The 22,220-nt window shown below is 55.2% G+C and carries 24 protein-coding genes; 17 read left to right on the forward strand and 7 right to left on the reverse strand.

The annotated features are described in order from the left end of the window. Positions 1-134 precede the first annotated feature (134 nt). Both AAAH10_RS01680 and AAAH10_RS01685 read right to left on the reverse strand, forming a co-directional pair. On the reverse strand, positions 135-1,172 hold the full coding sequence (locus AAAH10_RS01680) for a putative 2-aminoethylphosphonate ABC transporter substrate-binding protein (RefSeq protein ID WP_343559917.1): 1,038 nt from the start codon (positions 1,170-1,172) through the stop codon (positions 135-137). Positions 1,173-1,446: 274 nt separating this feature from the next. Continuing rightward, the gene (locus AAAH10_RS01685) at positions 1,447-2,187 is read right to left on the reverse strand and encodes an LOG family protein (protein WP_343559919.1); all 741 of its coding nucleotides are present in this window, start codon (positions 2,185-2,187) and stop codon (positions 1,447-1,449) included. 374 nt (positions 2,188-2,561) lie between these two features. On the opposite strand from AAAH10_RS01685, the gene AAAH10_RS01690 reads away from it, so the two are divergent. The 5 genes from AAAH10_RS01690 (at position 2,562) to purB (ending at position 6,922) form a co-directional block, all read left to right on the forward strand. After that, complete coding sequence (locus AAAH10_RS01690; RefSeq protein ID WP_343559921.1) at positions 2,562-2,933, forward strand: hypothetical protein; 372 nt, start codon at positions 2,562-2,564, stop codon at positions 2,931-2,933. Between the two features lie 25 nt (positions 2,934-2,958). Continuing rightward, positions 2,959-3,732, forward strand: coding sequence for a ribbon-helix-helix domain-containing protein (locus AAAH10_RS01695; RefSeq protein WP_343559923.1), 774 nt, complete (start codon positions 2,959-2,961; stop codon positions 3,730-3,732). A gap of 129 nt (positions 3,733-3,861) precedes the next feature. Continuing rightward, complete coding sequence (gene map, locus AAAH10_RS01700; RefSeq protein ID WP_343559926.1) at positions 3,862-4,674, forward strand: type I methionyl aminopeptidase; 813 nt, start codon at positions 3,862-3,864, stop codon at positions 4,672-4,674. A 13-nt stretch (positions 4,675-4,687) separates the two neighbouring features. Then, complete coding sequence (gene radC / locus AAAH10_RS01705) at positions 4,688-5,386, forward strand: RadC family protein (protein WP_343559927.1); 699 nt, start codon at positions 4,688-4,690, stop codon at positions 5,384-5,386. Between the two features lie 144 nt (positions 5,387-5,530). Beyond that, positions 5,531-6,922 (forward strand): adenylosuccinate lyase, encoded by a 1,392-nt coding sequence (gene purB, locus AAAH10_RS01710; RefSeq protein WP_343559929.1) that lies wholly within the window; start codon positions 5,531-5,533, stop codon positions 6,920-6,922. A 72-nt stretch (positions 6,923-6,994) separates the two neighbouring features. On the opposite strand, the gene AAAH10_RS01715 is transcribed toward purB, so the two are convergent. Further along, on the reverse strand, positions 6,995-7,315 hold the full coding sequence (locus AAAH10_RS01715; protein WP_343559931.1) for a DUF1476 domain-containing protein: 321 nt from the start codon (positions 7,313-7,315) through the stop codon (positions 6,995-6,997). 465 nt (positions 7,316-7,780) lie between these two features. Next, the gene (locus AAAH10_RS01720) at positions 7,781-8,101 is read right to left on the reverse strand and encodes a DUF1476 domain-containing protein (protein ID WP_343559933.1); all 321 of its coding nucleotides are present in this window, start codon (positions 8,099-8,101) and stop codon (positions 7,781-7,783) included. 213 nt (positions 8,102-8,314) lie between these two features. Between AAAH10_RS01720 and AAAH10_RS01725 the strand changes: the two genes are divergently transcribed. The 12 genes from AAAH10_RS01725 to AAAH10_RS01780 all read left to right on the forward strand — a co-directional run bounded on the left by AAAH10_RS01725 (position 8,315) and on the right by AAAH10_RS01780 (position 18,616). Beyond that, positions 8,315-9,103, forward strand: a complete 789-nt coding sequence (locus tag AAAH10_RS01725; RefSeq protein WP_343559936.1) for an NRDE family protein — start codon at positions 8,315-8,317, stop codon at positions 9,101-9,103. Positions 9,104-9,262: 159 nt separating this feature from the next. Further along, positions 9,263-10,015 (forward strand): phosphoribosylaminoimidazolesuccinocarboxamide synthase, encoded by a 753-nt coding sequence (gene purC / locus AAAH10_RS01730; RefSeq protein WP_343559937.1) that lies wholly within the window; start codon positions 9,263-9,265, stop codon positions 10,013-10,015. A 134-nt stretch (positions 10,016-10,149) separates the two neighbouring features. Next, positions 10,150-10,392: a phosphoribosylformylglycinamidine synthase subunit PurS gene (gene purS / locus AAAH10_RS01735; RefSeq protein ID WP_343559938.1), complete on the forward strand. Its 243-nt coding sequence runs from the start codon at positions 10,150-10,152 to the stop codon at positions 10,390-10,392. Positions 10,393-10,445: 53 nt separating this feature from the next. After that, complete coding sequence (gene purQ, locus AAAH10_RS01740; protein WP_343559940.1) at positions 10,446-11,135, forward strand: phosphoribosylformylglycinamidine synthase subunit PurQ; 690 nt, start codon at positions 10,446-10,448, stop codon at positions 11,133-11,135. 14 nt (positions 11,136-11,149) lie between these two features. After that, positions 11,150-13,339 (forward strand): phosphoribosylformylglycinamidine synthase subunit PurL, encoded by a 2,190-nt coding sequence (gene purL, locus AAAH10_RS01745; RefSeq protein WP_343559942.1) that lies wholly within the window; start codon positions 11,150-11,152, stop codon positions 13,337-13,339. 255 nt (positions 13,340-13,594) lie between these two features. Continuing rightward, positions 13,595-13,828, forward strand: a complete 234-nt coding sequence (locus tag AAAH10_RS01750; protein ID WP_343559944.1) for a BolA family protein — start codon at positions 13,595-13,597, stop codon at positions 13,826-13,828. Between the two features lie 50 nt (positions 13,829-13,878). Further along, a complete protein-coding gene (grxD, locus tag AAAH10_RS01755) occupies positions 13,879-14,217 on the forward strand; it encodes a Grx4 family monothiol glutaredoxin (RefSeq protein ID WP_343559946.1) in 339 nt (112 codons plus the stop codon). Between the two features lie 207 nt (positions 14,218-14,424). Beyond that, positions 14,425-14,805, forward strand: coding sequence for a hypothetical protein (locus tag AAAH10_RS01760; protein ID WP_343559948.1), 381 nt, complete (start codon positions 14,425-14,427; stop codon positions 14,803-14,805). 272 nt (positions 14,806-15,077) lie between these two features. Beyond that, a complete protein-coding gene (locus AAAH10_RS01765; RefSeq protein WP_343559949.1) occupies positions 15,078-15,491 on the forward strand; it encodes a VOC family protein in 414 nt (137 codons plus the stop codon). Further along, positions 15,488-16,453 carry a 2-hydroxyacid dehydrogenase gene (locus AAAH10_RS01770; RefSeq protein WP_343559951.1) on the forward strand — a complete coding sequence of 322 codons (966 nt, stop codon included), beginning with the start codon at positions 15,488-15,490 and terminating at the stop codon, positions 16,451-16,453. Before AAAH10_RS01765 ends, AAAH10_RS01770 begins: the two co-directional genes overlap by 4 nt. 112 nt (positions 16,454-16,565) lie before the next feature. Then, a complete protein-coding gene (locus AAAH10_RS01775; RefSeq protein ID WP_343559952.1) occupies positions 16,566-17,483 on the forward strand; it encodes a hypothetical protein in 918 nt (305 codons plus the stop codon). Positions 17,484-17,485: 2 nt separating this feature from the next. Continuing rightward, entirely contained in the window at positions 17,486-18,616 is a 1,131-nt protein-coding gene (locus AAAH10_RS01780) for a hypothetical protein (protein WP_343559955.1), read from the forward strand. A gap of 169 nt (positions 18,617-18,785) precedes the next feature. Here the strand turns inward: AAAH10_RS01780 and rpsD are convergent, their stop codons facing one another. From rpsD to cimA, 3 genes are all read right to left on the reverse strand, one after another. Beyond that, a complete protein-coding gene (gene rpsD / locus AAAH10_RS01785) occupies positions 18,786-19,400 on the reverse strand; it encodes a 30S ribosomal protein S4 (protein ID WP_343559957.1) in 615 nt (204 codons plus the stop codon). Between the two features lie 274 nt (positions 19,401-19,674). Then, entirely contained in the window at positions 19,675-20,547 is an 873-nt protein-coding gene (locus AAAH10_RS01790; RefSeq protein ID WP_343559960.1) for an RNA methyltransferase, read from the reverse strand. Positions 20,548-20,573: 26 nt separating this feature from the next. Then, positions 20,574-22,175: a citramalate synthase gene (gene cimA, locus AAAH10_RS01795; protein ID WP_343561317.1), complete on the reverse strand. Its 1,602-nt coding sequence runs from the start codon at positions 22,173-22,175 to the stop codon at positions 20,574-20,576. Positions 22,176-22,220 lie beyond the last annotated feature (45 nt).

Genomic DNA, 22,220 nt, shown 5'->3' on the forward strand with positions numbered 1-22,220 from the left:
GAAAACGAAAACAAAAGCCGTTCGGAAATCCCGAACAGAACAGCCATTTCAAAAAGCCGGAGAACCCTGACCCCCACAGGGAGTCAGGGTTTCTGTCTGTTCGCCATAGAGGCAATCAGTATTTCCCGACCGTCCTAGCTCTTTGGCTCGGACTTGGTGTCATAACGGTTTGTCCATTCCTTGAGGATGCGATCACGGTTGTTCGCAGCCCACTGGAAGTCGTTTTTGATCATTGCGTCGGTCAGACCTTCGGGGAAGTACTGCACAGGCTTCGCAACACCCGGCATCGCAACAACGGCGTAACCTTCGTTGTAGAGCTTCATCGCCTTTTCAGTGATCGACCAGTCGATCAGTGTTCTGGCCGCATCCAGCTTGTCTGTGCCCTTGACGATCGCAGAGGCTTCCATATCCCAGCCCACGCCTTCAGTCGGGACAACGATTTCCAGTGGAGCACCCTGTGCCTTGGACTTCGCACCACGGAAGGCGAAGGACACACCGATTGGCACTTCACCGGCAGCAGCCTGCTTGCAGGGCTTGGAACCGGAGTGTGTGTAGTGGCTGATGTTCTTGTGCAGGCCGTCCATGAAGTTCCAGCCGCCTTCTTCACCAAACATCTGCAGCCAGCTGGAAACGTCCAGGAAGCCGGTTCCGGAAGAACCCGGGTTCGGCATCGCAACATGTCCCTTGTAAACCGGCTTGGTCAGGTCTTCCCAGGACGCAGGCATGGGCAGACCGTTTTTCTCGGCTTCAACGGTGTTCACACAGACAGAGGCAACCCACGCATCCATGCCAACCCAGGACGGTGTGTCTGTTGTGTCGCGAAATTTGGCATCCAGCTTGTCAGCACCATTGGGTTCGTACTGTTCCAGCATACCTTCCGACTTCATGATCAACAGGCTTGTTCCGGCCAGACCCCAGATCACGTCAGCCTGCGGATTTTCCTTTTCAGCCAGCAGTTTCGCAGTCACAACGCCAGTGGAATCACGCACCCAGTTGATCTTGATATCGGGGTGATCCTCGTTGAAAGCAGCGGCATAGCGCTTCAGATCTTCCGCTTCGACCGCAGTGTAAACAGTCAGTTCTGTTTCAGCAGACGCCGCACCAGAAAAAGTAACAGCCAGAGCCAGCGCAGAAACACCGCCAGCCAGGGAATTCATGAGAAATTTTTGCATTTGATTGCTCCTAAAACGACCATCTTGTCTGAACAGATGACTCTGTCTTTTGTCAGTGAGCACCATAGCTAGGTGAGCTTTGTTACAGCTTTGTAATCATAAAGGAGACAATTCATAAATTTGGCATGAATTTTAAGCGTCAATCATTGATTTCCTCAATAATTCACATTCAGTTTCATATCGAAAATTTTTCATCCCGCTTCCAAAAACAAAAAAGGAGGGACATCTGTCCCTCCTTGAAAACTGAGCATTCAGTTGTTTTTTCTTTTTCAAATCAGAGTGATGGCCCTGGCTGATCTAGAGAGTACTCCATCAGCCCCCTGGTCACATAGTCAAAGGCTTCATCCATGGAGTCCGTGACGATGTAGAGGTCCAGATCTTCCTTGCTGATCGTCCCGAACTCGCAAAGAGCCTCGAAATTGACAACCTTGCTCCAGTAATCCTTGCCGTAGAGGACAATCGGCATCTTCTTCTTGATCTTGTGCGTCTGGATCAGGGTGAGCAGCTCGCAGAACTCGTCAAGTGTTCCAAAGCCACCCGGCATCACCAGAACGGCCTTGGCCAGATAGATAAACCAGAATTTCCGCATGAAGAAGTAATGAAACTCCAGGGAAAGCTCCCGGGTAATATAGGGATTGCCACTCTGTTCGAAAGGCAGGGAGATGTTCAGGCCGACATTCACACCGCGCCCTTCGGAAGCACCTCTGTTCGCGGCTTCCATGATACCCGGGCCGCCCCCTGTACAGACAACGAAGCGCCGCTCCTTTTCATCCAGTGTCTTGGACCACTCGGTAAAGCGTTTGGCAAGCTCCCGTGTTTCTTCGTAATAGCGGGACATGGACAGGGCCTTCCGGGCCCGCTCCGGATCTCCCTCGCCGCGCTCTGCCGCTGCAACCATGGCTTCAGCCTCTTCGCGCGATTTGATTCGGGCAGATCCGAAGAAGACAATTGTATCGTCCACGTTCAGCTTATCAAAACGGGTCTGCGGTCCATAATATTCGGAAAGGATTCTCATACCGCGCGCTTCAGGCGCGTTCATAAACTCAGGATTGTGATAAAACTTGCTTTCGCTGAACTTCGTTTCGCCGTTGTTATTTTCATTGTCATTTTTTTTATTTTCAGCGTCTGTCATTGAAAGACCTTTCATTATTATCTTTTTTTTAGTCCTTTTAATGTAAGCCTTAACGGGTCGTAATGCACTGATTTTTTGTGAATTCCGGGAATGCTATATCAACTTTTTTGTGAAGAAAATTTGTCATTTTCAAACAGAGGCGTGTATATTTCTGTTCAGAAAATACAGTCTGCAAAGAGTGATACTGAGCGATTTCGACCGCAGTAGGCAGATCAGTTGGTGCATTCAGAATTTGCTAACCTTTGGATTGGACAGTCATGCCTTTTGTTTCCCGTGCGCCGGATGGCACCATTACATCACTGCACCGCGAAATGGACAGCGATAATCTGGAGTATCTCCGCCCGGATCATCCGGATGTTCTGACCTTTCTGAGCAATCCTGACGGGAGCGACAGCAAGGAGGCATCCGGCGAGCGCGAGCAGTACATCAGCGATCTGGTTGAATCAGACCGGGACATGGTCCGTGTTCTGGAGGATCTGATCTCCGTGCTGATCGACAAGCGCGTGATCGTCATGACGGATCTTCCCCAGGCGGCGCAGAAAAAACTGTCCCGCCGCTTTGGCTTGCGAAGCAAGATGCAGGACCTTGGGGGTATTGTGGCTGACTCTGACGACATCATGCTGCCCTGAAACATCCTAAAAGCCAATCCGGCCAATGAGCAAACCCGACATTCCAGTCAACATCGCGGACCAGACCCCCAAGCCGCGCATCGTTCAGTACAGGAAAAAACGCTATTCCATCCGGCTTGAACCCGTGTTCTGGCGTGCCCTTGAACGCATGGCCCGTGAAAGGCGGAAAAAGCTCGGACAGTTCCTCATTGAGCTGGAGGAAAAGCATGAGGGCATCAATTTTGCCTCCTTCCTGCGCTCCTACTGCATGCTGGAAGCGGAACAGACCGCCGCCGAACACGCCCTGGAAAACAGGGAGGCTTCCATTGCGCAGTTTCTCAGAACCAGTCCCGCCCCCGGCGCGCTGATCCGGTCCGATCTTCATATTGTCGACGGCAATGATGCCTTTTACCAGTGGCTGGGCGAGGACCAGAAACGCATTGAGGGTGTCGACGTGACATCCCTGTTCCAGATTCGTTCCCGCGCACCGCTCCAGGACGCCTGGAAAGACCTGATGAGCGGCAAGAACGAACAGCTTGATGCCAGAATTATCCGCATGGTTCCCGGGCGTGTGACAACAGCGCAGGCCCGCTTCATCAAAATGAAGAGCATGGAAACAGCACAGGATTACGGCCTGCTGTGGATTGTCTCCACCCCCAAGGCTTCCCTGCCACAGCGCACGACGCCTCTTCCTGCCCAGGGCAAATCTCCCCCTCAAAGACAGATCGAACAGGGGCGCCCTGCGGCCTCGTCCATGCGCAATGTGCGCGTGACAGCACAGGTTATTCGCCCACCGACAAAAACCGAAACCGAAGACTGAATTCCCCGACCACCGGGATCATTTGGCATCTGAAAAAAGTGAATTCGCTTGGATCAGGTCTTCTGAATCGCTATACAGACTCGCACCAGCCCCTTGGCTCCCTGACAAAAACGGCACACAGAAACAAAGATGAACGATTTAACCCGTGAAGAAAAAAGCTTTATCACCTATGACGAAGCCGGCTTTGAAGGCATGCGTCGTGCGGGCAGACTGGCCGCAGAAACCCTGGATTACATCACTCCCTTTGTAAAACCCGGCGTTTCGACAGGTGAGCTGAACGATCTGTGTCATGCCTTTATCACCGAGCATGGTGCCACTCCGGCTCCGCTGAACTACAAGGGCTTTCCGAAATCTGTCTGTATCTCCATCAATCACGTTGTCTGCCACGGCATTCCAGATGAGGGGCGTATCCTCAAGGACGGCGACAGCCTGAATATTGATGTCACCGTGATTCTGGACGGCTGGCACGGTGATACAAGCCGCATGTTCTTTGCAGGCAAGCCGACCATCAAGGCCAAGCGCCTTGCCACAGTGACCTATGACTGCCTGATGTACGGCATCGAAGCCGTCAGACCCGGCGCCACCCTTGGTGATATCGGACACGCCATTCAGACCCACGCAGAGGGCAATCGCTGCTCTGTCGTGCGGGATTTCTGCGGACACGGTCTTGGTCTCCAGTTCCATACGCCGCCCAGCATTCTGCACTACGGCAGGGCCGGTACCGGCCCCCGCCTGAGAGAGGGAATGATCTTTACCATTGAGCCCATGATCAATCTGGGCAAATATGATGTAAAGATCCTCAACGATGGATGGACTGCTGTCACACGTGACAAAAGCCTGTCCATGCAGTTCGAACACTCCCTTGGCGTAACTGAAGACGGATGCGAAATCTTCACACTTTCCCCGAAAGGATGGCATCAGCCACCTTACGATCAGGCCTGAATGGAAAACTCCCGTGACGGAAGGCGCAACAGGAAAGGCTGCGCCCCACCAGCACGGACACCGGGAGCGCCTGCGAAAGCGCCTTGTTGAGGGCGGTGCGTCTTCCCTGCCGGACTATGAGCTTCTGGAACTTCTGCTCTTCGGTGCAAATCCCAGAGGCGATGTCAAACCGCTGGCAAAGGAACTGATTGCCCGCTTCGGAACACTCGCCGGGGTCTTCGCCGCACCTGACGAACAGCTGCTCCGGACATCAGGGCTGGGTCTTTCCGCTCTCGCCATTCTCAGGGCCGTTCCGGAAGCCGCCATTCGGATGGCGCGGCAGGACATTCTTGAAGCTCCCGTCATCAATTCATGGGACAGGCTGGAAGACTATTGCCGCATGCAGATGGGGCGTCTACAAATCGAGCAGTTCCGCCTGCTTTTTCTGGACCGCAAAAATCGCCTGATCGCCGATGAAATCCAGCAAACAGGAACCGTTGATCACACACCTGTCTATGTGCGGGAGGTGATCAAGCGCAGTCTGGAACTCGGCGCGACGGCCATTATTCTGGTTCACAATCACCCCAGTGGCGATCCCGAACCGTCCCGGGCCGACATCGACATCACCAGAGCCATCCAGACCGCCTGTTCCAGCGTCGGAATCACTGTTCACGACCATCTGATTGTCACCAGGGGAAAACATCTGAGTTTCCGCAATCACGGACTTCTTTGACTCTTCCTGCCCTTGAAAGGAGCCTTTGGAATTGACAGCGCCGGACTTTTCCGGTTGTTTCGGCCCAGACACTTCCACAGGGACAAACAGTGCAAAAAGCTGGAGCTGTCCCTTCACAGCCCTGACAGCAAGAGGACGACAAAGATGATCCCCCGCTACAGCCGGCCTGATATGGTCAATATCTGGGAACCTGCCAACAAGTTCCGTATCTGGTTTGAAATCGAAGCCCATGCCTGTGACGCACAGGCAGAACTCGGTGTCATTCCGAAAGACGCAGCCAAGGCTGTCTGGGACAAAGGCCGGAAGGAATACACTCCGGAACGGATTGCGCGCATTGACGAGATCGAGCTCGAAGTGAAGCACGACGTCATCGCCTTTCTGACAGAACTGGCTGAAAACGTTGGCGAGGAAGCCCGCTTTGTCCACCAGGGCATGACCTCTTCCGATGTGCTCGACACCTGCCTCTCCGTCCAGATGACACAGGCTGCCGACATTCTGCTGGCTGATCTGGACCGCCTTCTTGCTGCCCTGAAAACCCGCGCAGAAGAAACGAAGATGATGCCCTGCATCGGCCGCTCCCACGGGATCCACGCCGAGCCGGTCACAATGGGTCTGAAGTTTGCGCGTTTCTATGCCGAGATGAAACGCAACCGCGACCGCCTGCTGCAGGCGCGCGAGGACATTGCTGTCTGTGCGATCTCCGGTGCTGTGGGAACCTTTGCAAACGTCCACCCCTACGTCGAGGAGTACGTCGCGGAGAAGATGGGTCTTTCCCCCGAGCCGATCTCCACACAGGTGATTCCCCGCGACCGCCACGCGAACTATTTCTCCGTTCTGGGGATCATTGCATCCTCCATCGAAAACATCGCGATTGAAATCCGCCATCTGCAGCGCACAGAAGTCCGCGAAGCCCAGGAATACTTTGCTCCGGGCCAGAAGGGCTCCTCTGCCATGCCGCACAAGCGCAACCCGATTCTGACAGAGAACCTGACAGGTCTTGCGCGACTGGTGCGTTCTGCCGTTGTCCCTGCCCTGGAAAACGTCGCCCTGTGGCACGAGCGTGACATCTCCCACTCTTCTGTGGAGCGCATGATCGGTCCTGATGCGACTGTTACCCTGGACTTTGCCCTTGGGCGTCTGGCCGGCACCATCGAAAAGCTGGTTGTCTATCCACAGAACATGATGGACCACCTCAACAACTTTGGCGGCATCCACGATGCGCAGCGGGTACTGCTTTATCTGACACAGAACGATGTCAGCCGCGAGGATGCCTATCGCATCGTCCAGCGCAATGCGATGCGCGTCTGGAAAAGCTACGGCATTGATCCCGACAACCCCGATTCCGCTCCGGAACTGGATGCGGTGGAGAAGGAAGCGGCCCAGCACGACAACCGTTTCTTCTTCTTCATGTCCAGAGACGAAGGACTGACAAAGATTCTGAGTGTCGAAAAGCTCTCCAAACTGCTGGAAGAAGACTCCATCAGCTATCACACCAAGCGCGTCGACACGATTTTCGAACGCGTGTTCGGCCAGTAAATACGGGTCAGACCCGGCACGAAAAAGCCGCCCTGTCCGGGCGGCTTTTTTATAACCTGAAGTTATAGAGTTCTACTCTGTCATAACCTGACGCTGCGCTTCGGCCTCGAATTCGGAGAGGCTGCGTTGCAACTGATGGTCAGAAAGCACAACACCTCCCTGTTCAAGGGTTTCACCCAATCGGGCAACAAGCCTTTCACGCCCGGGTTCATCAAGGTTCAAACGAACCAGATCAAGGGCAAAGCTCTCCGCCTTTGCGGCAGGCATATCAACCTGTTCAGCCACCCACAGACCGGCCATTTTAACAAGGCGCGCCTCGATTTTGAAACGCAGTTCTTCCTCGTGTTTGAATTTGTCCTCGAAAGCCTTTTCACGTGCACTCAGTGTAGACATTGCTCAACTTCTCCTGTCCCCAATGCTTCGGAAGTAAACCCTGATCAATCCGGAGATCGGACTGCGGGCCTTATGTGCTGGCAACGTCAGGACTTCAAAAGCTTTACCCACGTCAATTGAAACTCTTTTCCGTTGCTCGCCTGAAACGATATCGGGACTTTTTGAACAAAAAATTATGAACTGGATCGCATTTGTATTGCATTCGAGACAAATTGAATCCTGGTTTTTTCCGGGAAACAGGGCAGTAGCCGTTCCCAAAGACAGCAAACACAGTCAGGCAAGGCTACAGAGTATAAAGCCCATACAAGATATACCCGGCTTGCTCTCACAAAAAATGTGCAATCCATATACACAAAAAAATTGAATTTTCTTCATAACAAAAGGCCGTCCCATTCCGGGACGGCCTCTGTTCAATCAATTATCTGCCCGGTTTCCTGCCTTCAGACAGGCCGGACCGAACCACTGCTACTCAGCCATGATCTGCTGCTTTGCCTCAGCTTCACACTCTGCCAGATTGCGTTCAACCTGATGCTTGCTCACACCTGATGAGACCGCTTCCAGATCTGTCATGACCTTTCCGACAACATCATCAAGTCCGGGTTCTCCCAGATTGAAGGTTACGAGCTCCTTGGCATAGGCCTCTGCCTCATCACCACTTTTGCCCAGCTGCCCTGCAACCCACAAACCCAGCAGTTTCACCTGACGCGCTTCAACCTTGAAACGGATTTCCTCGTCATGCTGGAACTTGTCTTCAAAGGCCTTTTCACGATCGCTCATTGTTGCCATGGAATCAGGATCTCCTGTTTTAAAACGACATCACGTCTGATCTTGCATTGAACCTCACTTGTAACAGGACTTTATGACGAAATTGGGTCCGTATCCAAGAAACAAATCCAGAGTCCGCACCTTTTTCAAGGACATAAGAACAATCTTCAACATTGAAACTCGCCAGAGGGCAGCTATTCTGGAAAGGACATCACTCTTTGGAATGCCTTTCCCATGTGCAGCGTTATCATTGCCCGTCAGCCGGGCAGCAACTGGCCCCTCCTGATCGGTGCGAACCGGGATGAAATGAACAACAGGCCCTGGCTTCCCCCTTCCCGTCACTGGCCCGACCAGCCGGAAGTCATTGCAGGTCTTGATGAACTGGCTGGCGGCAGCTGGATGGGGCTGAACGATTTCGGTCTTTCGGCCTGCATCCTCAACCGCTACGGCACACTGGGGCCACAGGGGGACAAGCGCAGTCGGGGCGAGTTGATCCTCGAGACCCTGGACCACGCGGAAGCCTCCGAGGCCGCAAAGGCTCTCTCCGCCCTCAACCCCGAAGCCTACCGCCCCTTCAATCTGATTGTCGCAGACTGGAAGGATGCCTTCTGGCTGCACAATGACGGACAGGTCATCCACCTGAAGCCTGTTCCTGCAGGCCTCAGCATGATCACCCACTCCGACCTCAATCAGGATCATCCGAAACTCAACAGCTATCGCCCGGCTTTTGAACGATCCCTTCCCGACATCGGAACACAAGAAGACCTTCAGCTCACAGACTTCCGGGGCTGGGCAGAACTTCTTGGCAGCACAAAAGCCCCGGCAGACCCTGATGGCTCCGGTCCGGATGACAGCGACCCGGAAAACGCCCTCTGTTTTTGCAGAGGCAACGGCTTTGAAACGCTTTGTTCCTCCATCCTTGCCCTGCCCTCGGCAGAGCTGCATCTCAAGGGAATCAAACCCTTATGGCTTTTTGCAGAAGGCCAGCCCGACAAGACGGAATTCCAGCCCGTCAAACTTTGACAGACAATCCTCATCACAAGGCTGCTATGCGCTTCAAAGAGATTGTTTCTGACCACACCTCCTGCTATAGGATGCGTGAAAAGTCGGACGCAAAAAAGTCTGATCGATCCCATGCAGAGCAAAAGCTCACCGCACCACCGAAAAACGGAAGGGAACCCCATGCGCGGCAAACAGCTTTATGAAGGCAAGGCCAAGGTCCTGTTCGAAGGCCCTGAAGCCGGAACAATCATCCAGTATTTCAAGGACGATGCGACCGCGTTCAACGCGCAAAAAAAGGGCACCATCAACGGCAAGGGCGTGATCAACAACGTCATTTCCGAACTGATCATGCTGCGCCTTACCGAACTGGGCATCCCGACACACTTCATTCGCCGCATCAACATGCGCGAGCAGCTGGTCCGCTCGGTCGAGATCGTTCCTCTGGAAGTCGTGGTCCGCAACGTGGCGGCCGGATCGATCTGCAAGCGCCTCGGCCTTGAAGAAGGTGACATGCTGGACGAGAGTCTGGTCGAGTTCTGCTACAAGGACGACGAACTGGGCGACCCGCTGATTGCACAGGAACACGCGCTGGCCTTTGGCTGGGCCGATGAGGAAGAGCTGGACGACATCGTTCACTACACCCATCGCATCAACGATTTCCTCCGCGGCCTCTTCTTCGGCATTGGCCTGCGACTGGTTGATTTCAAGCTCGAGTTCGGCCGTCTGGAAACCGAAGAGGGCACAATGATTGTGCTGGCCGATGAAATCAGCCCTGATTCCTGTCGCCTGTGGGATGTCGAGACCAACGAAAAGATGGACAAGGACCGCTTCCGCCGCGATCTGGGTGGTATCGAGGAAGCCTATCAGGAAGTGGCCCGTCGTCTGGGCGTCCTGCCCAAGTCGGGCCTGCAGGAAGACACAACAGAAGACTAGATTTCAGGGGGCGCAATCCGCCCCCTTGCCATTTTCACAACACCAGGTCCGAAAGCGGCAGGGTGACACTGCAACATCGTCCCTGCAAAAAGGGGATGACTTCAGCCTCCAGATGGAAATAAGGGAGAATAGCTGTGAAAGCACGGATTCACGTTACACTGAAGAACGGTGTTCTTGATCCTCAGGGTAAAGCCATTGAACACGCACTGGGTTCACTGGGTTTTGACGGCGTAAACGAAGCACGTCAGGGCAAGTTCATCGAACTGGACCTGCAGGAAACTGACGAAGCTGCTGCACGCGAAGCAGTTGCTGCCATGTGCGAAAAGCTGCTGGCAAACACTGTGATCGAAAACTACGACATCGAGCTGGAAACCTGAGGCCTGCCTCACCCACTCATGTGTAAACGTCAAGACGAGCGAGGAACGTGCCAATGAAAGCGGCAGTGATCGTTTTCCCCGGTTCAAACTGTGACCGGGATATGCAAGTCGCCCTTCGTCAGACCATGGGCAAGGAGCCTGTGATGGTCTGGCACAAGGACGCAACCTTTGAGGATGTGGATCTGATCGCCCTGCCCGGCGGCTTTTCCTACGGGGATTACCTGCGCTGTGGTGCCATGGCTGCGAAGTCCCCTGTCATGAAGGAAGTCGTGGAACGCGCCAACAAAGGCGTTCCTGTTCTGGGAATCTGCAACGGCTTCCAGATCCTGTCCGAAAGCGGACTGGTCCCGGGCGCACTGATGCGCAACCGCGATCTGGCCTTTGTGTGCCGCGACGTCCACCTCTCCGTGGAACGCAACGACACGGCCTTTACCGGCACGTACGCAAAGGGTCAGACCATTCGCGTTCCTGTAGCCCATCACGACGGCAACTACTTCATTGAGGATGATGGCCTGAAAGCCCTGGAGGACAACAACCAGGTTGCGTTCCGCTACTGTGATGCATCCGGTGCTGTTTCCGATGCCGTCAACCCGAACGGCTCCCGCAACAACATTGCCGGGGTCTACAACACCAAGGGCAACGTGCTGGGCATGATGCCTCACCCCGAGCGCCTGTGCGATCCACAGCAAGGCGGAACCGATGGCGCAGGCCTCTTTGAGAGCCTCGTGGCTTCCCTGTCGTGAGTGAGGATCGAAGAATGAGCGAAGTAACACCTGAAATCGTTGCCGAACACGGTCTCTCCCGGGATGAATACAAACTGATCCTGGAAATCATGGGCCGCGAACCCAACCTGCTGGAGCTGGGCATCTTCTCTGTCATGTGGTCAGAGCACTGCTCCTACAAATCCTCCAAGAAATGGCTGAAGACCCTGCCAACCGAAGGCCCGCAGGTCATCTATGGTCCCGGCGAGAACGCCGGTGTTGTTGACATTGGCGAGGGCTATGCAGCCATCTTCAAGATGGAAAGTCACAACCACCCGTCCTTCATCGAGCCCTATCAGGGCGCAGCAACAGGCGTTGGCGGTATCCTGCGTGATGTCTTCACAATGGGAGCGCGCCCGATTGCAAACGTCAACGCCCTGCGCTTTGGCGAGCCATCCCACCCGAAAACACGCCACCTGCTGTCCGGCGTTGTCGCCGGTGTTGGCGGTTACGGAAACTGTGTCGGCGTCCCGACTGTTGCCGGTGAAGTCGAATTCGATTCCTCCTACAACGGCAACATTCTGGTCAACGCAATGACCGTCGGTCTTGCACGGGCTGACCGGATCTTTACCGCGCAGGCCTCCGGTGTCGGCAACCCTGTTGTCTACGTCGGCTCCAAGACAGGCCGTGACGGCATCCACGGCGCCACCATGGCCTCTGCAGAGTTCGACGACGCCTCCGAGGAAAAGCGTCCGACGGTTCAGGTTGGCGATCCCTTCACAGAGAAGCTGCTGATCGAAGCCTGCCTGGAACTGATGCAGACAGATGCCATTGTCGCCATTCAGGATATGGGCGCTGCCGGTCTGACCTCCTCTTCCTTCGAGATGGCTTCTTCCGGCGACATGGGTGTCGAGCTGGAACTGGACAAGGTTCCCCAGCGCGAAGTCGGCATGACTCCCTACGAGATGATGCTCTCTGAAAGTCAGGAGCGCATGCTCATCATTCTGAAGCCGGGCAAGGAAGACCTCGCGCGCTCCATCATGGAAAAGTGGGATCTGGACTTCGCGGTGATCGGCACACTGACCGACAGCAAGCGCATGGTCCTGAAGTTCCACGGTGATGTTGTCGGTGACCTGCCGATCAAACCGCTGGCGCACCACTCTCCCGAGTACGACCGTCCGTGGGTTGAAACCCCCCTGCGTGATGAGGTTGAGGCCGGCTCTGTTGACCAGCCAGCCGACACAACAGCCGCCCTGAAAACCATGATCGGTCATCCGAACCTGTCCAGCCGCCGCTGGGTCTGGGAACAGTACGACCACATGGTAATGGGCGACACAATCGGCCGTCCGGGCGGTGATGCCGGCGTTGTCCGCGTCCACGGCACAGAGCGTGCACTGGCTGTGACATCGGACTGTACACCGCGCTATTGCGAAGCCACACCGTTCCGCGGTGGTGCCCAGGCCGTTGCCGAGACCTACCGCAACCTGACGGCTGTCGGTGCCAAACCACTGGCCGTGACCGACAACCTGAACTTTGCAAACCCCGAGCGTCCTGAAATCATGGGTCAGCTTGTCGGCTGCATCAAGGGTATGGGCGAGGCCTGCAAGGTTCTCGACTATCCGGTTGTTTCCGGTAACGTGTCTCTCTACAACGAGACAAACGGCAAGGGTATCAAGCCGACACCCGTGATCGGTGGTCTGGGTCTGATCGAGGACTCCAGCCGTCTGGCGACTGTCGCCTTTGGTGGCGAAGGCCAGGATCTGGTGCTGATCGGTGACACGAAAGGTCACCTTGGTGTCTCGCGCTATCTTGATATCATCGAGGGTCGCACCGACGGCAATGCACCGGACGTTGATCTGGCTGCCGAACGCCGCAACGGTGACTTCGTTCGGGCACAGATCGAAAAGGGCTCTGTTGTCAGCTGTCACGACCTGTCTGACGGCGGCCTGGCACTGGCTGTTGCAGACATGGCTGTGGCCTCTGCAATGGGGGCCGAGATCAAGCGCCCCGAAGCTTGCGACACAGCTCTGACCGCATGGCTCTTCGGTGAGGATCAGGCCCGTTATCTGGTTGCTGTCGACAAGGCCGATACCCTTCTGGCCGCGGCGCAGGAAGCCGGAGTTCCTGCTGCTGTTGTCGGCAAGACAGGTGGCAACAGCCTGACACTGGAAGGCGGTTCTTCCGTGAGCATTGCCGATCTGCGCGCAGCACACGAAAGCTGGATGCCTGACTACATGGCAGGCTAGAACACCAGCCTTGAGAGCAAAAAGAAAGCGGGGTCTGTCACCAGACTCCGCTTTTTCTTTGAATTATTCCAAACTCTTGCACAAAAGCCTTCAAAAATAAGGATTTCACAGCTTGAAATTGTGGCCCGGCTCCATTATTTGCCTTAACGGATATGGATTTTTCGGCGAACTGCGTTAATCTGTGATCAGAAATGAAAACAGGCCTGATGCATTTGCCGCAAAAGGCCGGAACTGTTAGGACAAGAGGACGGCATCATGCCAATGAACCCATCTGAAATCGAAAGCCTGATTCGCGAAGCCCTGCCCGATGCAGAGGTGACCATCGAAGACCTGCGTGGTGACGGGGATCACTATGCGGCTCACGTGGTCTCGCCAAGCTTCGAGGGCAAGAGCCGCGTTCAGCAGCACCAGATGGTTTACAACGCGCTGCAGGGTCGCATGGGGAACGAACTCCACGCTCTCGCGCTGCAAACCTCCGCACCGAAATAACGACACAGCCGGCCCGCACAGGCCGGACAGAAACAAGAGAGAACCGAACAATGGATTCAATTGTTACAGATCGCATCCGCCAGGAAGTCAACGAAAACGATGTTGTCCTCTTCATGAAGGGCACACCTGTCTTTCCTCAGTGTGGCTTCTCCGCCACCGCTGCACAGATCATGACTCACCTCGGGGTCAAGTTCACCGGCATTGACGTTCTCCAGGACCCGAGCATTCGCCAGGGCATCAAGGATTTCAGCAACTGGCCAACCATCCCGCAGCTCTACGTCAAGGGCGAGTTCGTCGGTGGTTGCGATATCATGCGCGAGATGTTCCAGACAGGTGAACTGCAGGAACTGCTGCAGGAAAAGGGCATCGAGGGCGTCGCTGAGGAATAATCCTTCAGCGCACCTGCCAACCCGAACAAAAAGCCGCACTGATATCAGTGCGGCTTTTTGCTTGAGAACAGGACAGAAGCGGGGCCGGAAAAAAGCAACACAAGTCGATCACATAAAGTTCAAGGCCCTTGCAAATCCGGGGACATTAACCATTTCAGTATCAGAAGCAGGAAAACCCGTTCAACGAACCACAGAGGATTCTGTCCAATGACACTGAAAGCGAAAACACTTGGGTTCAAAGCACCTCAAGCTCTTTTCAGCCTCGGCGTTGCGAGTAGCCTGCTGGTCGCCATGGCCACTGTCCAGACTGCTGAAGCCGGCTCTTCCGAACGCCCCGATCAGGCAAGACTGGAAGCCGCACTGGAACGCAACGGCATTGATCTGAATGACATCACGTCTCAAAAGACCTATGCCCACCGCGTTTTTGTCGGCAGTGGACAGGCATCTGACGAGCCGACGCACTGGAATCACTATTTCCGCCTGCAGTCCTGTGACAATCAGGGTTATGTGATTGCGCGTCAGTCCCGTCACGGCCATGTCACCACAGTTTATACCGAAGGCAACTGTCAGGTCCCCGGCCTGTCATAACCTTCCATTTGTCTATCTCCTTGTTACTTCCCTGTGCCTTGGCCTGTCACTTTACAGTGACAGGCTTTTCTTTTTGTCTTGCCCTCCCGCCAAAGCCGCAGCAGACTGCCAGCAACAAACGAGACAAAGACTTCTGAAAAATGAGCTTTTTGCCTTGCGGGCAGACGATGTGAAAAGGAATTCCCGGCGACAGACACCTGTCCTCCGGCATCCCCTGACAAGCTGCTTTGCCCCGGAGGACAGAAAGCCGCAAACGACAAGGGCATGAGACCATGAAATCGCTTTTCCACCTTGCTTACAATGTGACCTCTCTGGAAGAAACACGCCGTTTTTACGGTGAGGTCCTCGGCTGCAAGGAAGGACGCAGCACCGAAACCTGGGTGGACTATGATTTCTTTGGCCATCAACTCTCGCTCCATCTGGGTGAGCCCTTTCAGACAGCAAACACAGGCAGGGTCGGCAACTGCATGGTCCCCATGCCCCATCTGGGCATCATCCTTCCCATGGGAGAATGGCAGGCTCTTGCCGAAAGGCTGAAAGCCGCCAACCACAGCTTCGAGTTCGAGCCCTTCCTGCGCTTTGAGGGTGAACCCGGCGAACAGGCCACCATGTTCTTCCGCGATCCGAGTGGCAACCCGATCGAGGTCAAGGGCTTCGCAGATTTCGAAGGAGTTTTCGCAGCATGACCCAAAGGCAATCCGTTCTTCCCTTCGTGTCACAGGAAAACCCGAAAAGCGAGGCCCTGTGGCTTGAGGCCTTTCGCACGGCCTTTCAGGCACAGAACCATACCACAGAGATCATCAGCTTCTCCGAACTGAGCGAAAGCCAGAAGCAGGAGATTGAAGTCGCCATTGTCGCCAACCCGCGCATCTCCGATCTGGAACAGCTCCCCAACCTGAAATGGGTTCAGAGCACCTGGGCCGGCGTTGAATCACTGGCCAGAGACAGCGACAAAAGCCTGCACATCGTCCGCATGGTCGATCAGCAACTCGGTGACACCATGGCCGAGGCTGTGCTGGCCTGGACGCTCTATCTCCATCGTGACATGCCCACCTATGCCCGCCAGCAGGCAGAACAGCTCTGGGTCGAACAGCCCCTGATCCACGCACGGGACCGGCGCATCGGCATCCTCGGTCTGGGAGCCCTGGGCGAAAAGGCCGCCGAACGCCTGAGCGCCAACGGCTTCTCCGTCAGGGGCTGGAGCCGCAATGGCAAAGCCTGCAGAGGGGTCGAGAAAGTCCTCTCGGGCGAGGACGGCCTGAGAGAGCTGCTGGGCCAGAGCGACATTCTCGTGGTCCTGCTGCCTCTCACACCGGAGACCAGAGGCCTCCTGAACAACGCACGCCTGGCACAGCTGCCGGAAGGCGCCAGCCTGATCAACTTCGGCAGAGGTCCCCTACTGGTTGAAGAGGACCTGCTCCATCAACTGGACCACGGACCTCTCAGGCACGCTGTGCTGGATGTCTTTGAAACAGAGCCTCTGCCCGCCAGCAACCCGCTCTGGACACACCCCGGTGTGACCATCCTGCCCCACATCACAGCGCCAACAGACAAGCCCACAGCCTCCACAGCCGTCGCCCGCAATATCATCCACTACTGGAACAGCGGAGAACTGCCCGAAGGCGTTGATCGCGGCGCGGGGTATTGATGGGCTGACATTTTAAAAATCATTCGGATAGCTAGAGCATTCCCTGTAAAAGCCTGCTACCTTGTTGCGCTGTAGCCATGGTGAACATCAATCCTTTTCGGGTTTGAAAAGAATGCTCGCAATTTTACAGACCAGACCTTTTTCCTTTTCGTACCTGCTGTGCCTCTTCGCAGTTCTGCTGACCACCACTGCCTGTGTTACGCAGGAACCCAAACAGTACAATCTTCAAACAGCTTTTGAGACAGCCCCGACTGACAACGCACAACAGCGTTTCCACTCCGTACAGGTGAACCCGGAAGACGCAGGCCTCCTGCATCTTTTCCGCAAGGACCTTTTTACGGCAGGCGCTGTTCTTTCCGCTGTTCTGATAGACGGCAGGCCAGTGATGGAGATGACATCAGGCAAGGCCACCTTTCCTGTCAGGGCCGGGAGCTATTTCATTGAAATCAGGTACGGTCTGCCTTGCGATTCATGGTTTTCGCAAGGAGACTGCGCAACCAATCCCTATCCCAATCAGGGACACAGTGCACAGTTGACCGTTGAAGCCGGTGAAGAGGTCTTTTTGGAAATCAGATTTCTGGACCCGGCCAACGGTTTCGCCTTTATTCAGGAGCAACAGGACAACTTCCAGTCAACCTCAAGCCAGGAAAGCGTCAAAAAACTCGTTGCCTTGATAGAACCGGAGCAACCTTCCCCCAGACAAAACACAGCAGGCGCTCCGGCCAGACAAACACCATCAGGATTTGACGAGAAACAGGCCACAACGGAACGCGATACGTTGGTGCTGCTGATTTCCGATCGCATCAAAAACGGCCAGTACGGTGCTGCCATTCCCCTGTTCGAGAAACTGGACAGACTGCCGGTTCCCCTTGATCCACGCACCGGTTTTTACTGGGGACAAACCCTGATTGAAGCCGGACAAACTGAAGCCGGTCTGATAAAGCTCCGCCGCTATGTCAAAAGCCTGAACACAAACTCCGCCTATTACCAGCCCACTCTTCGTCTCATTGCCCGGGCAGAGGGATCGTAAAAATGTACAGAAACCTTCTGCACAGCAGTGCTGCCTTGACCCTCACCCTAGCTCTGGCAAATATCCAGCCAGCTCAGGGACAGGGCACAGCAAGCCTGAACAACCAGCTGGATGCAGCCATTCAGGCCGCCTGCCACAGCTATCTCGTTGATGCCTTGCCGAATGCCCTTTCATGGCTGCAGGATCAGATCTACAAGAACAGTCCTTTCTGCAACAAAGCGCTCAAGGCCCATGACAATGAAGAGCTTGGCGATCTGCTGCAGGAAAGATTCCAGGGCTATCGCAAAGGCGATGTCCAGCTTGATCTCTCAAAAAAGCATGATCGGGATCTGAACGTCACCATCGAGTGTGACAGCGAATACATGTGCATGGAGAGCCGCCTGAAATATCAGGACACGGATCATCCTGTCAGCCAGAAAGACTACGACCAGGTGCGCGATTACTGTCTGGAACGCTATGGCTGCATTCAGGCTTTCTTCACAGACTGGCCGCAGAGCCTGCCCGTACCTCAAAAAGCTGAAGATCTGAAACTTGTCTCCTTTGACAGTCTTCTGCAGGCACAAGCCGGCGCATCAGAGCCTCCCTCTGACGACAGCAGCTCTGATGCCGAACAGCTTGCCGGCAACAACGCAGAAAACCAGAACATTTCCCCCAGGACATCGGAGCCCGAGAGGAACACACCGCCCTCATCCGGACCGACACCTGAACCGGAAGTCGTTGTCCAACCATCGGAGCAGACTGAAACCGTGACAGCAGCAGTTGCGACAACAACGGCTACTGCGCAAGAACCGGCAGGACACAGCGCCTCGAACACCGGGAACCCGAATCTTCATGTCGGACCTGCCAATGTGAACTGGGAACAGGCCGGGCTCTACTGCCGGAACCTCGGCATGCGCCTGCCAACCGTCGCAGAAGCCCGCGCCAATATCCGGGACTTCAAGCTCTATGCCCTTGATCACAAGGATGTCTATTACTTCAAATTCGGCAACAGCTATCAGTCCAACAAGGGATTGTGGACATCAGAGGCTTCATATCTCGATGCCTATGTTCAGCAATACAAGGCTGTCCATATCACGGGGCATGCTGAAGGCACCCATGCCCACCAGCAACAGATCGTGATCTGTGTGTCGTAAAGCTGTACCGGGGAAGCCCCCAACGCAAGCAGCGACAACAGTACCATGATCGTGGCATCCTCTTCGGAGATTGCTCTTTTCTTTCAGTGACAAGATTATGCCGTGCAACAAAAAAGCCCGCAGGACAAATGCCTGCGGGCTTTTTCGGATCGGGGTTCTGTCTCGTTAATTAACGAGAGTAGAATTCGATGATCAGGTTCGGTTCCATTTGAACCGGATACGGTACGTCAGCCAGCTCAGGAGTGCGAACGAATGTTGCTTTCAGGCCTTTGCCGTCAACATCGATGTAATCCGGAATATCGCGTTCAGCGGACTCAATCGCTTCCAGAACCATCGGGATCTGGCGGCTTTTCTCGCGAACTTCAACAACGTCACCCTCTTTCACGAGGTAGGACGGAATGGTCACGCGCTTGCCGTTGACCAGTACGTGACCGTGGTTCACGAACTGACGTGCAGCAAAGACAGTCGGGACGAACTTGGCGCGGTAGACGACCGCATCCAGACGTGTCTCCAGAATGCCGATGAGGTTTTCACCGGTGTCACCCTTGCGACGGGATGCTTCTGCAAAGTAACGACGGAACTGTTTCTCGCCGATGTTGCCGTAGTAGCCTTTCAGCTTCTGCTTGGCCATAAGCTGCACACCGAAGTCAGAAGGCTTCTTGCGGCGCTGACCGTGCTGGCCTGGGCCATATTCACGACGGTTGATCGGGCTTTTCGGGCGACCCCACAGGTTTACACCGAGACGGCGGTCAATTTTATATTTGGACGCAACGCGCTTGGACATTGTATCAAACTTTCTGTTTCACAGTTGTTGTCCCGGTAGGCTCAAGGCGGTTTATTTTCAAGGAAAACAAAGCCTTACACTTGGGCGGGGAAACTATCTTGTCCCACGTTCCCGGGAATTGCAGCGGCACAATAGCCTTTTTGCCGCAAAAGTCAAACAAAAGCAGGAGTCGCGCCCTTCGGAGTCTTCCCCTGCGAGGCGGCTCCGGACGGGCAACAGGCTTTTGTCACAGAGCCCTATCATGGCAGGGACCACCATAGAGCGAGGCTACACCTCAATTCCGGGTGCGCCCCTGTTCATCTTCAGAGGTCAGCTCCTGCCCGGAAACCTGCTCCGCTTCCACAGACAGCCTGTCCAGTCCCTTGGTCCGCCCCAGCCTGAGAGCCTTGACCACACCATGGAGTGTTTGCAGTTCCTGCGAAGTCAGATCAGCTCGCTGGAAGATGTTGCGCAGGTTCCGCACCATGTTCGGGCGCTTTTCCGGCGGATAGAGGAAACCGGCCTCGTCCAGGGAAGCTTCCAGCCTGTTGAAGAAGTTGACCAGTTCGTCCTTGCTGGCAACCTGTGATGTGCCTGTCACCAGTTCGTATTCCGGTACATCCGTGCCCAGCTGGAACCATTCATAAGCCATCAGCAGAACCGCCTGTGCCAGATTCAGCGAGGCAAAGGTCGGGTTCAGCGGCACTGTGATCAGAGTATCGGCCAGCACGACATCATCGTTGTGCAAACCGGCCTTTTCCGGGCCAAAGAGGACGCCCACCTGCTCGCCCTGTCCGTCGATCATCGCGCGCATGTCCTGCGCGGCACGACGTGGAACCACAACGGGTTTGGTCATGTGGCGGCTGCGTGCTGTCGTTGCGAAGACATGATTGAGATCGGCAATGGCCTCCTCGGTTGTCTCGAAGACTTCTGCCTTTTGCAGCACTTCGAGCGCACCCGAAGCAGAGGCCTCGGCAGCCGGATTGGGCCAGCCGTCTCTCGGTTTGACCAGACGCAGGCGCGTCAGTCCGTTGTTGAGCATGGCCCGGCAGACCATACCGATGTTTTCGCCCAGCTGCGGTTTGACAAGGATCACGACAGGCCCGTTTTCATAGCCTTCCGTGCTGCCCTTTGTGACATGTTTTTTGGTGCTGTCTGTTCCAGCCATCGCACACAGTACTCCGAAATCTTGCTTCAGGCCTTCTTCGCGGTATCGTGGAACAGCTTCCACACAATCCCGTCACGCAAGGCAGAATAGGATGCATCAATAATGTTCGGTGACACGCCGACCGTTGTCCAGCTCCGCCCCTTGCTGTCGCCGAACTCGATCATCACACGCGTCACCGCACGGGTGCCTTCGGCAGAGTTCAGGATGCGCACCTTGTAGTCCTGCAGCTCCATGTCTTCGAGTGTCGGATAGAACGGCAGCAGAGCCTTCCGCAGGGCCTGATCAATCGCATTGACCGGCCCGTTGCCGAGCGCCACTTCGCGGATGTCCCTGTCCTTGATGGTCATGGCAACAGTGGCCTCGGCCTCTGTGACCAGTTCCCCGCGGGAATTCCAGCGCCGGTCATCCATCACGCGGAACCGGTGAAGCTTGAAGAACTGCGGGAGACTGTTTTGTGCAGTGCGTACCAGCAGTTCAAAAGATGCTTCTGCACCGTCATAGCTAAAGCCCTGAAATTCCCTCTCCTTGACCTTCTCAAGCAAAGCCTGCATTCGGGAACCGTCCTGATCTTCCATCGTGATGCCCAGGTTGCGCAGCAGAGCCACCACGTTGGAACGTCCCGCCTGATCCGACACAATGATGTGACGGTTGTTGCCTACAGCTTCCGGAGGAATGTGTTCGTACGTCCTTGAGTCCTTTTCCACAGCGGACACATGAAGACCACCCTTGTGGGCAAAGGCCGACTGTCCCACATAGGCAGCATTGGCAGCCGGGACACGATTCAGGCGTTCATCAAGTCTGCGCGACAGCATTGTAAGCTGTTGCAACTGCTCATCGGAAATCCCCAGATCAAAATCCGTCTTGAGCTTCAGAGACGGAATCAGCGACACCAGATTCGCATTTCCGCATCGTTCTCCCAGACCGTTCAGGGTTCCCTGTATCTGGCGCGCTCCGGCACGGACAGCCATGATGGAATTGGCCACAGCATTCTCTGTATCATTGTGACAATGAATACCCAGATGTGTTCCCGGGATATGTTCTGTAACCGCACTGACAATGTCATAAATCTCATGCGGCAGGGTTCCACCGTTGGTATCGCAAAGCACCACCCAGCGCGCTCCGGCTTCATAAGCTGCAAGCAGGCAGTCCAGCGCGTAGGCAGGATTGGCCTTGTAACCGTCAAAGAAGTGCTCGGCATCGTACATGGCCTCACCTTTGCGGTTTTTCAGAAAGGCGATGGAATCACCGATCATGTCCACGTTTTCATTGCGCGGAATACCCAGCGCCACATCCACATGGAAATCCCAGGCCTTGCCAACAATACAAACGGCATCGGCAGCCGAATTAACCAGGGGGGCAAGACCCGGATCATTTTCCGCAGAACGCCCCGGACGGCGGGTCATACCAAAGGCAACAAAGCGCGACTGGTCCCCCAGATCCGGACGGGAGAGGAAAAAGGCATCATCTGTCGGATTGGCCCCCGGGAAACCACCTTCGATATAATCGATACCGATCGCGCCAAGACCACGGGCGATCCCGGCCTTGTCCTGAACGGAAAAGTCCACCCCCTGCGTCTGCTGACCATCGCGCAGGGTGGAATCAAAAAGATAGACACGATTTTCATTCAAACTGTCAGATGACACGTTTTTATCCTCTCCTGCCGCGCCTGAATG

Origin of the sequence: Carbonatibacter coralli (genome assembly GCF_039592655.1) — a bacterium.
Lineage (GTDB): Bacteria > Pseudomonadota > Alphaproteobacteria > Kiloniellales > Kiloniellaceae > Carbonatibacter > Carbonatibacter coralli.

Excerpts from the sequence above, each read along its gene's own strand:
- AAAH10_RS01690 (WP_343559921.1), top strand. The coding sequence starts at position 2,562 with ATGCCTTTTGTTTCCCGTGCGCCGGATGGCACCATTACATCACTGCAC.
- AAAH10_RS01775 (WP_343559952.1), top strand. The coding sequence starts at position 16,566 with ATGCTCGCAATTTTACAGACCAGACCTTTTTCCTTTTCGTACCTGCTG.
- AAAH10_RS01680 (WP_343559917.1), bottom strand. The coding sequence starts at position 1,172 with ATGCAAAAATTTCTCATGAATTCCCTGGCTGGCGGTGTTTCTGCGCTG.
- AAAH10_RS01780 (WP_343559955.1), top strand. The coding sequence starts at position 17,486 with ATGTACAGAAACCTTCTGCACAGCAGTGCTGCCTTGACCCTCACCCTA.
- AAAH10_RS01760 (WP_343559948.1), top strand. The coding sequence starts at position 14,425 with ATGACACTGAAAGCGAAAACACTTGGGTTCAAAGCACCTCAAGCTCTT.
- rpsD (WP_343559957.1), bottom strand. The coding sequence starts at position 19,400 with ATGTCCAAGCGCGTTGCGTCCAAATATAAAATTGACCGCCGTCTCGGT.
- purB (WP_343559929.1), top strand. The coding sequence starts at position 5,531 with ATGATCCCCCGCTACAGCCGGCCTGATATGGTCAATATCTGGGAACCT.
- purL (WP_343559942.1), top strand. The coding sequence starts at position 11,150 with ATGAGCGAAGTAACACCTGAAATCGTTGCCGAACACGGTCTCTCCCGG.
- purC (WP_343559937.1), top strand. The coding sequence starts at position 9,263 with ATGCGCGGCAAACAGCTTTATGAAGGCAAGGCCAAGGTCCTGTTCGAA.
- map (WP_343559926.1), top strand. The coding sequence starts at position 3,862 with ATGAACGATTTAACCCGTGAAGAAAAAAGCTTTATCACCTATGACGAA.
- grxD (WP_343559946.1), top strand. The coding sequence starts at position 13,879 with ATGGATTCAATTGTTACAGATCGCATCCGCCAGGAAGTCAACGAAAAC.
- AAAH10_RS01725 (WP_343559936.1), top strand. The coding sequence starts at position 8,315 with ATGTGCAGCGTTATCATTGCCCGTCAGCCGGGCAGCAACTGGCCCCTC.
- AAAH10_RS01750 (WP_343559944.1), top strand. The coding sequence starts at position 13,595 with ATGCCAATGAACCCATCTGAAATCGAAAGCCTGATTCGCGAAGCCCTG.
- AAAH10_RS01790 (WP_343559960.1), bottom strand. The coding sequence starts at position 20,547 with ATGGCTGGAACAGACAGCACCAAAAAACATGTCACAAAGGGCAGCACG.
- AAAH10_RS01715 (WP_343559931.1), bottom strand. The coding sequence starts at position 7,315 with ATGTCTACACTGAGTGCACGTGAAAAGGCTTTCGAGGACAAATTCAAA.
- purQ (WP_343559940.1), top strand. The coding sequence starts at position 10,446 with ATGAAAGCGGCAGTGATCGTTTTCCCCGGTTCAAACTGTGACCGGGAT.
- AAAH10_RS01770 (WP_343559951.1), top strand. The coding sequence starts at position 15,488 with ATGACCCAAAGGCAATCCGTTCTTCCCTTCGTGTCACAGGAAAACCCG.
- AAAH10_RS01720 (WP_343559933.1), bottom strand. The coding sequence starts at position 8,101 with ATGGCAACAATGAGCGATCGTGAAAAGGCCTTTGAAGACAAGTTCCAG.
- AAAH10_RS01695 (WP_343559923.1), top strand. The coding sequence starts at position 2,959 with ATGAGCAAACCCGACATTCCAGTCAACATCGCGGACCAGACCCCCAAG.
- AAAH10_RS01765 (WP_343559949.1), top strand. The coding sequence starts at position 15,078 with ATGAAATCGCTTTTCCACCTTGCTTACAATGTGACCTCTCTGGAAGAA.
- AAAH10_RS01685 (WP_343559919.1), bottom strand. The coding sequence starts at position 2,187 with ATGAGAATCCTTTCCGAATATTATGGACCGCAGACCCGTTTTGATAAG.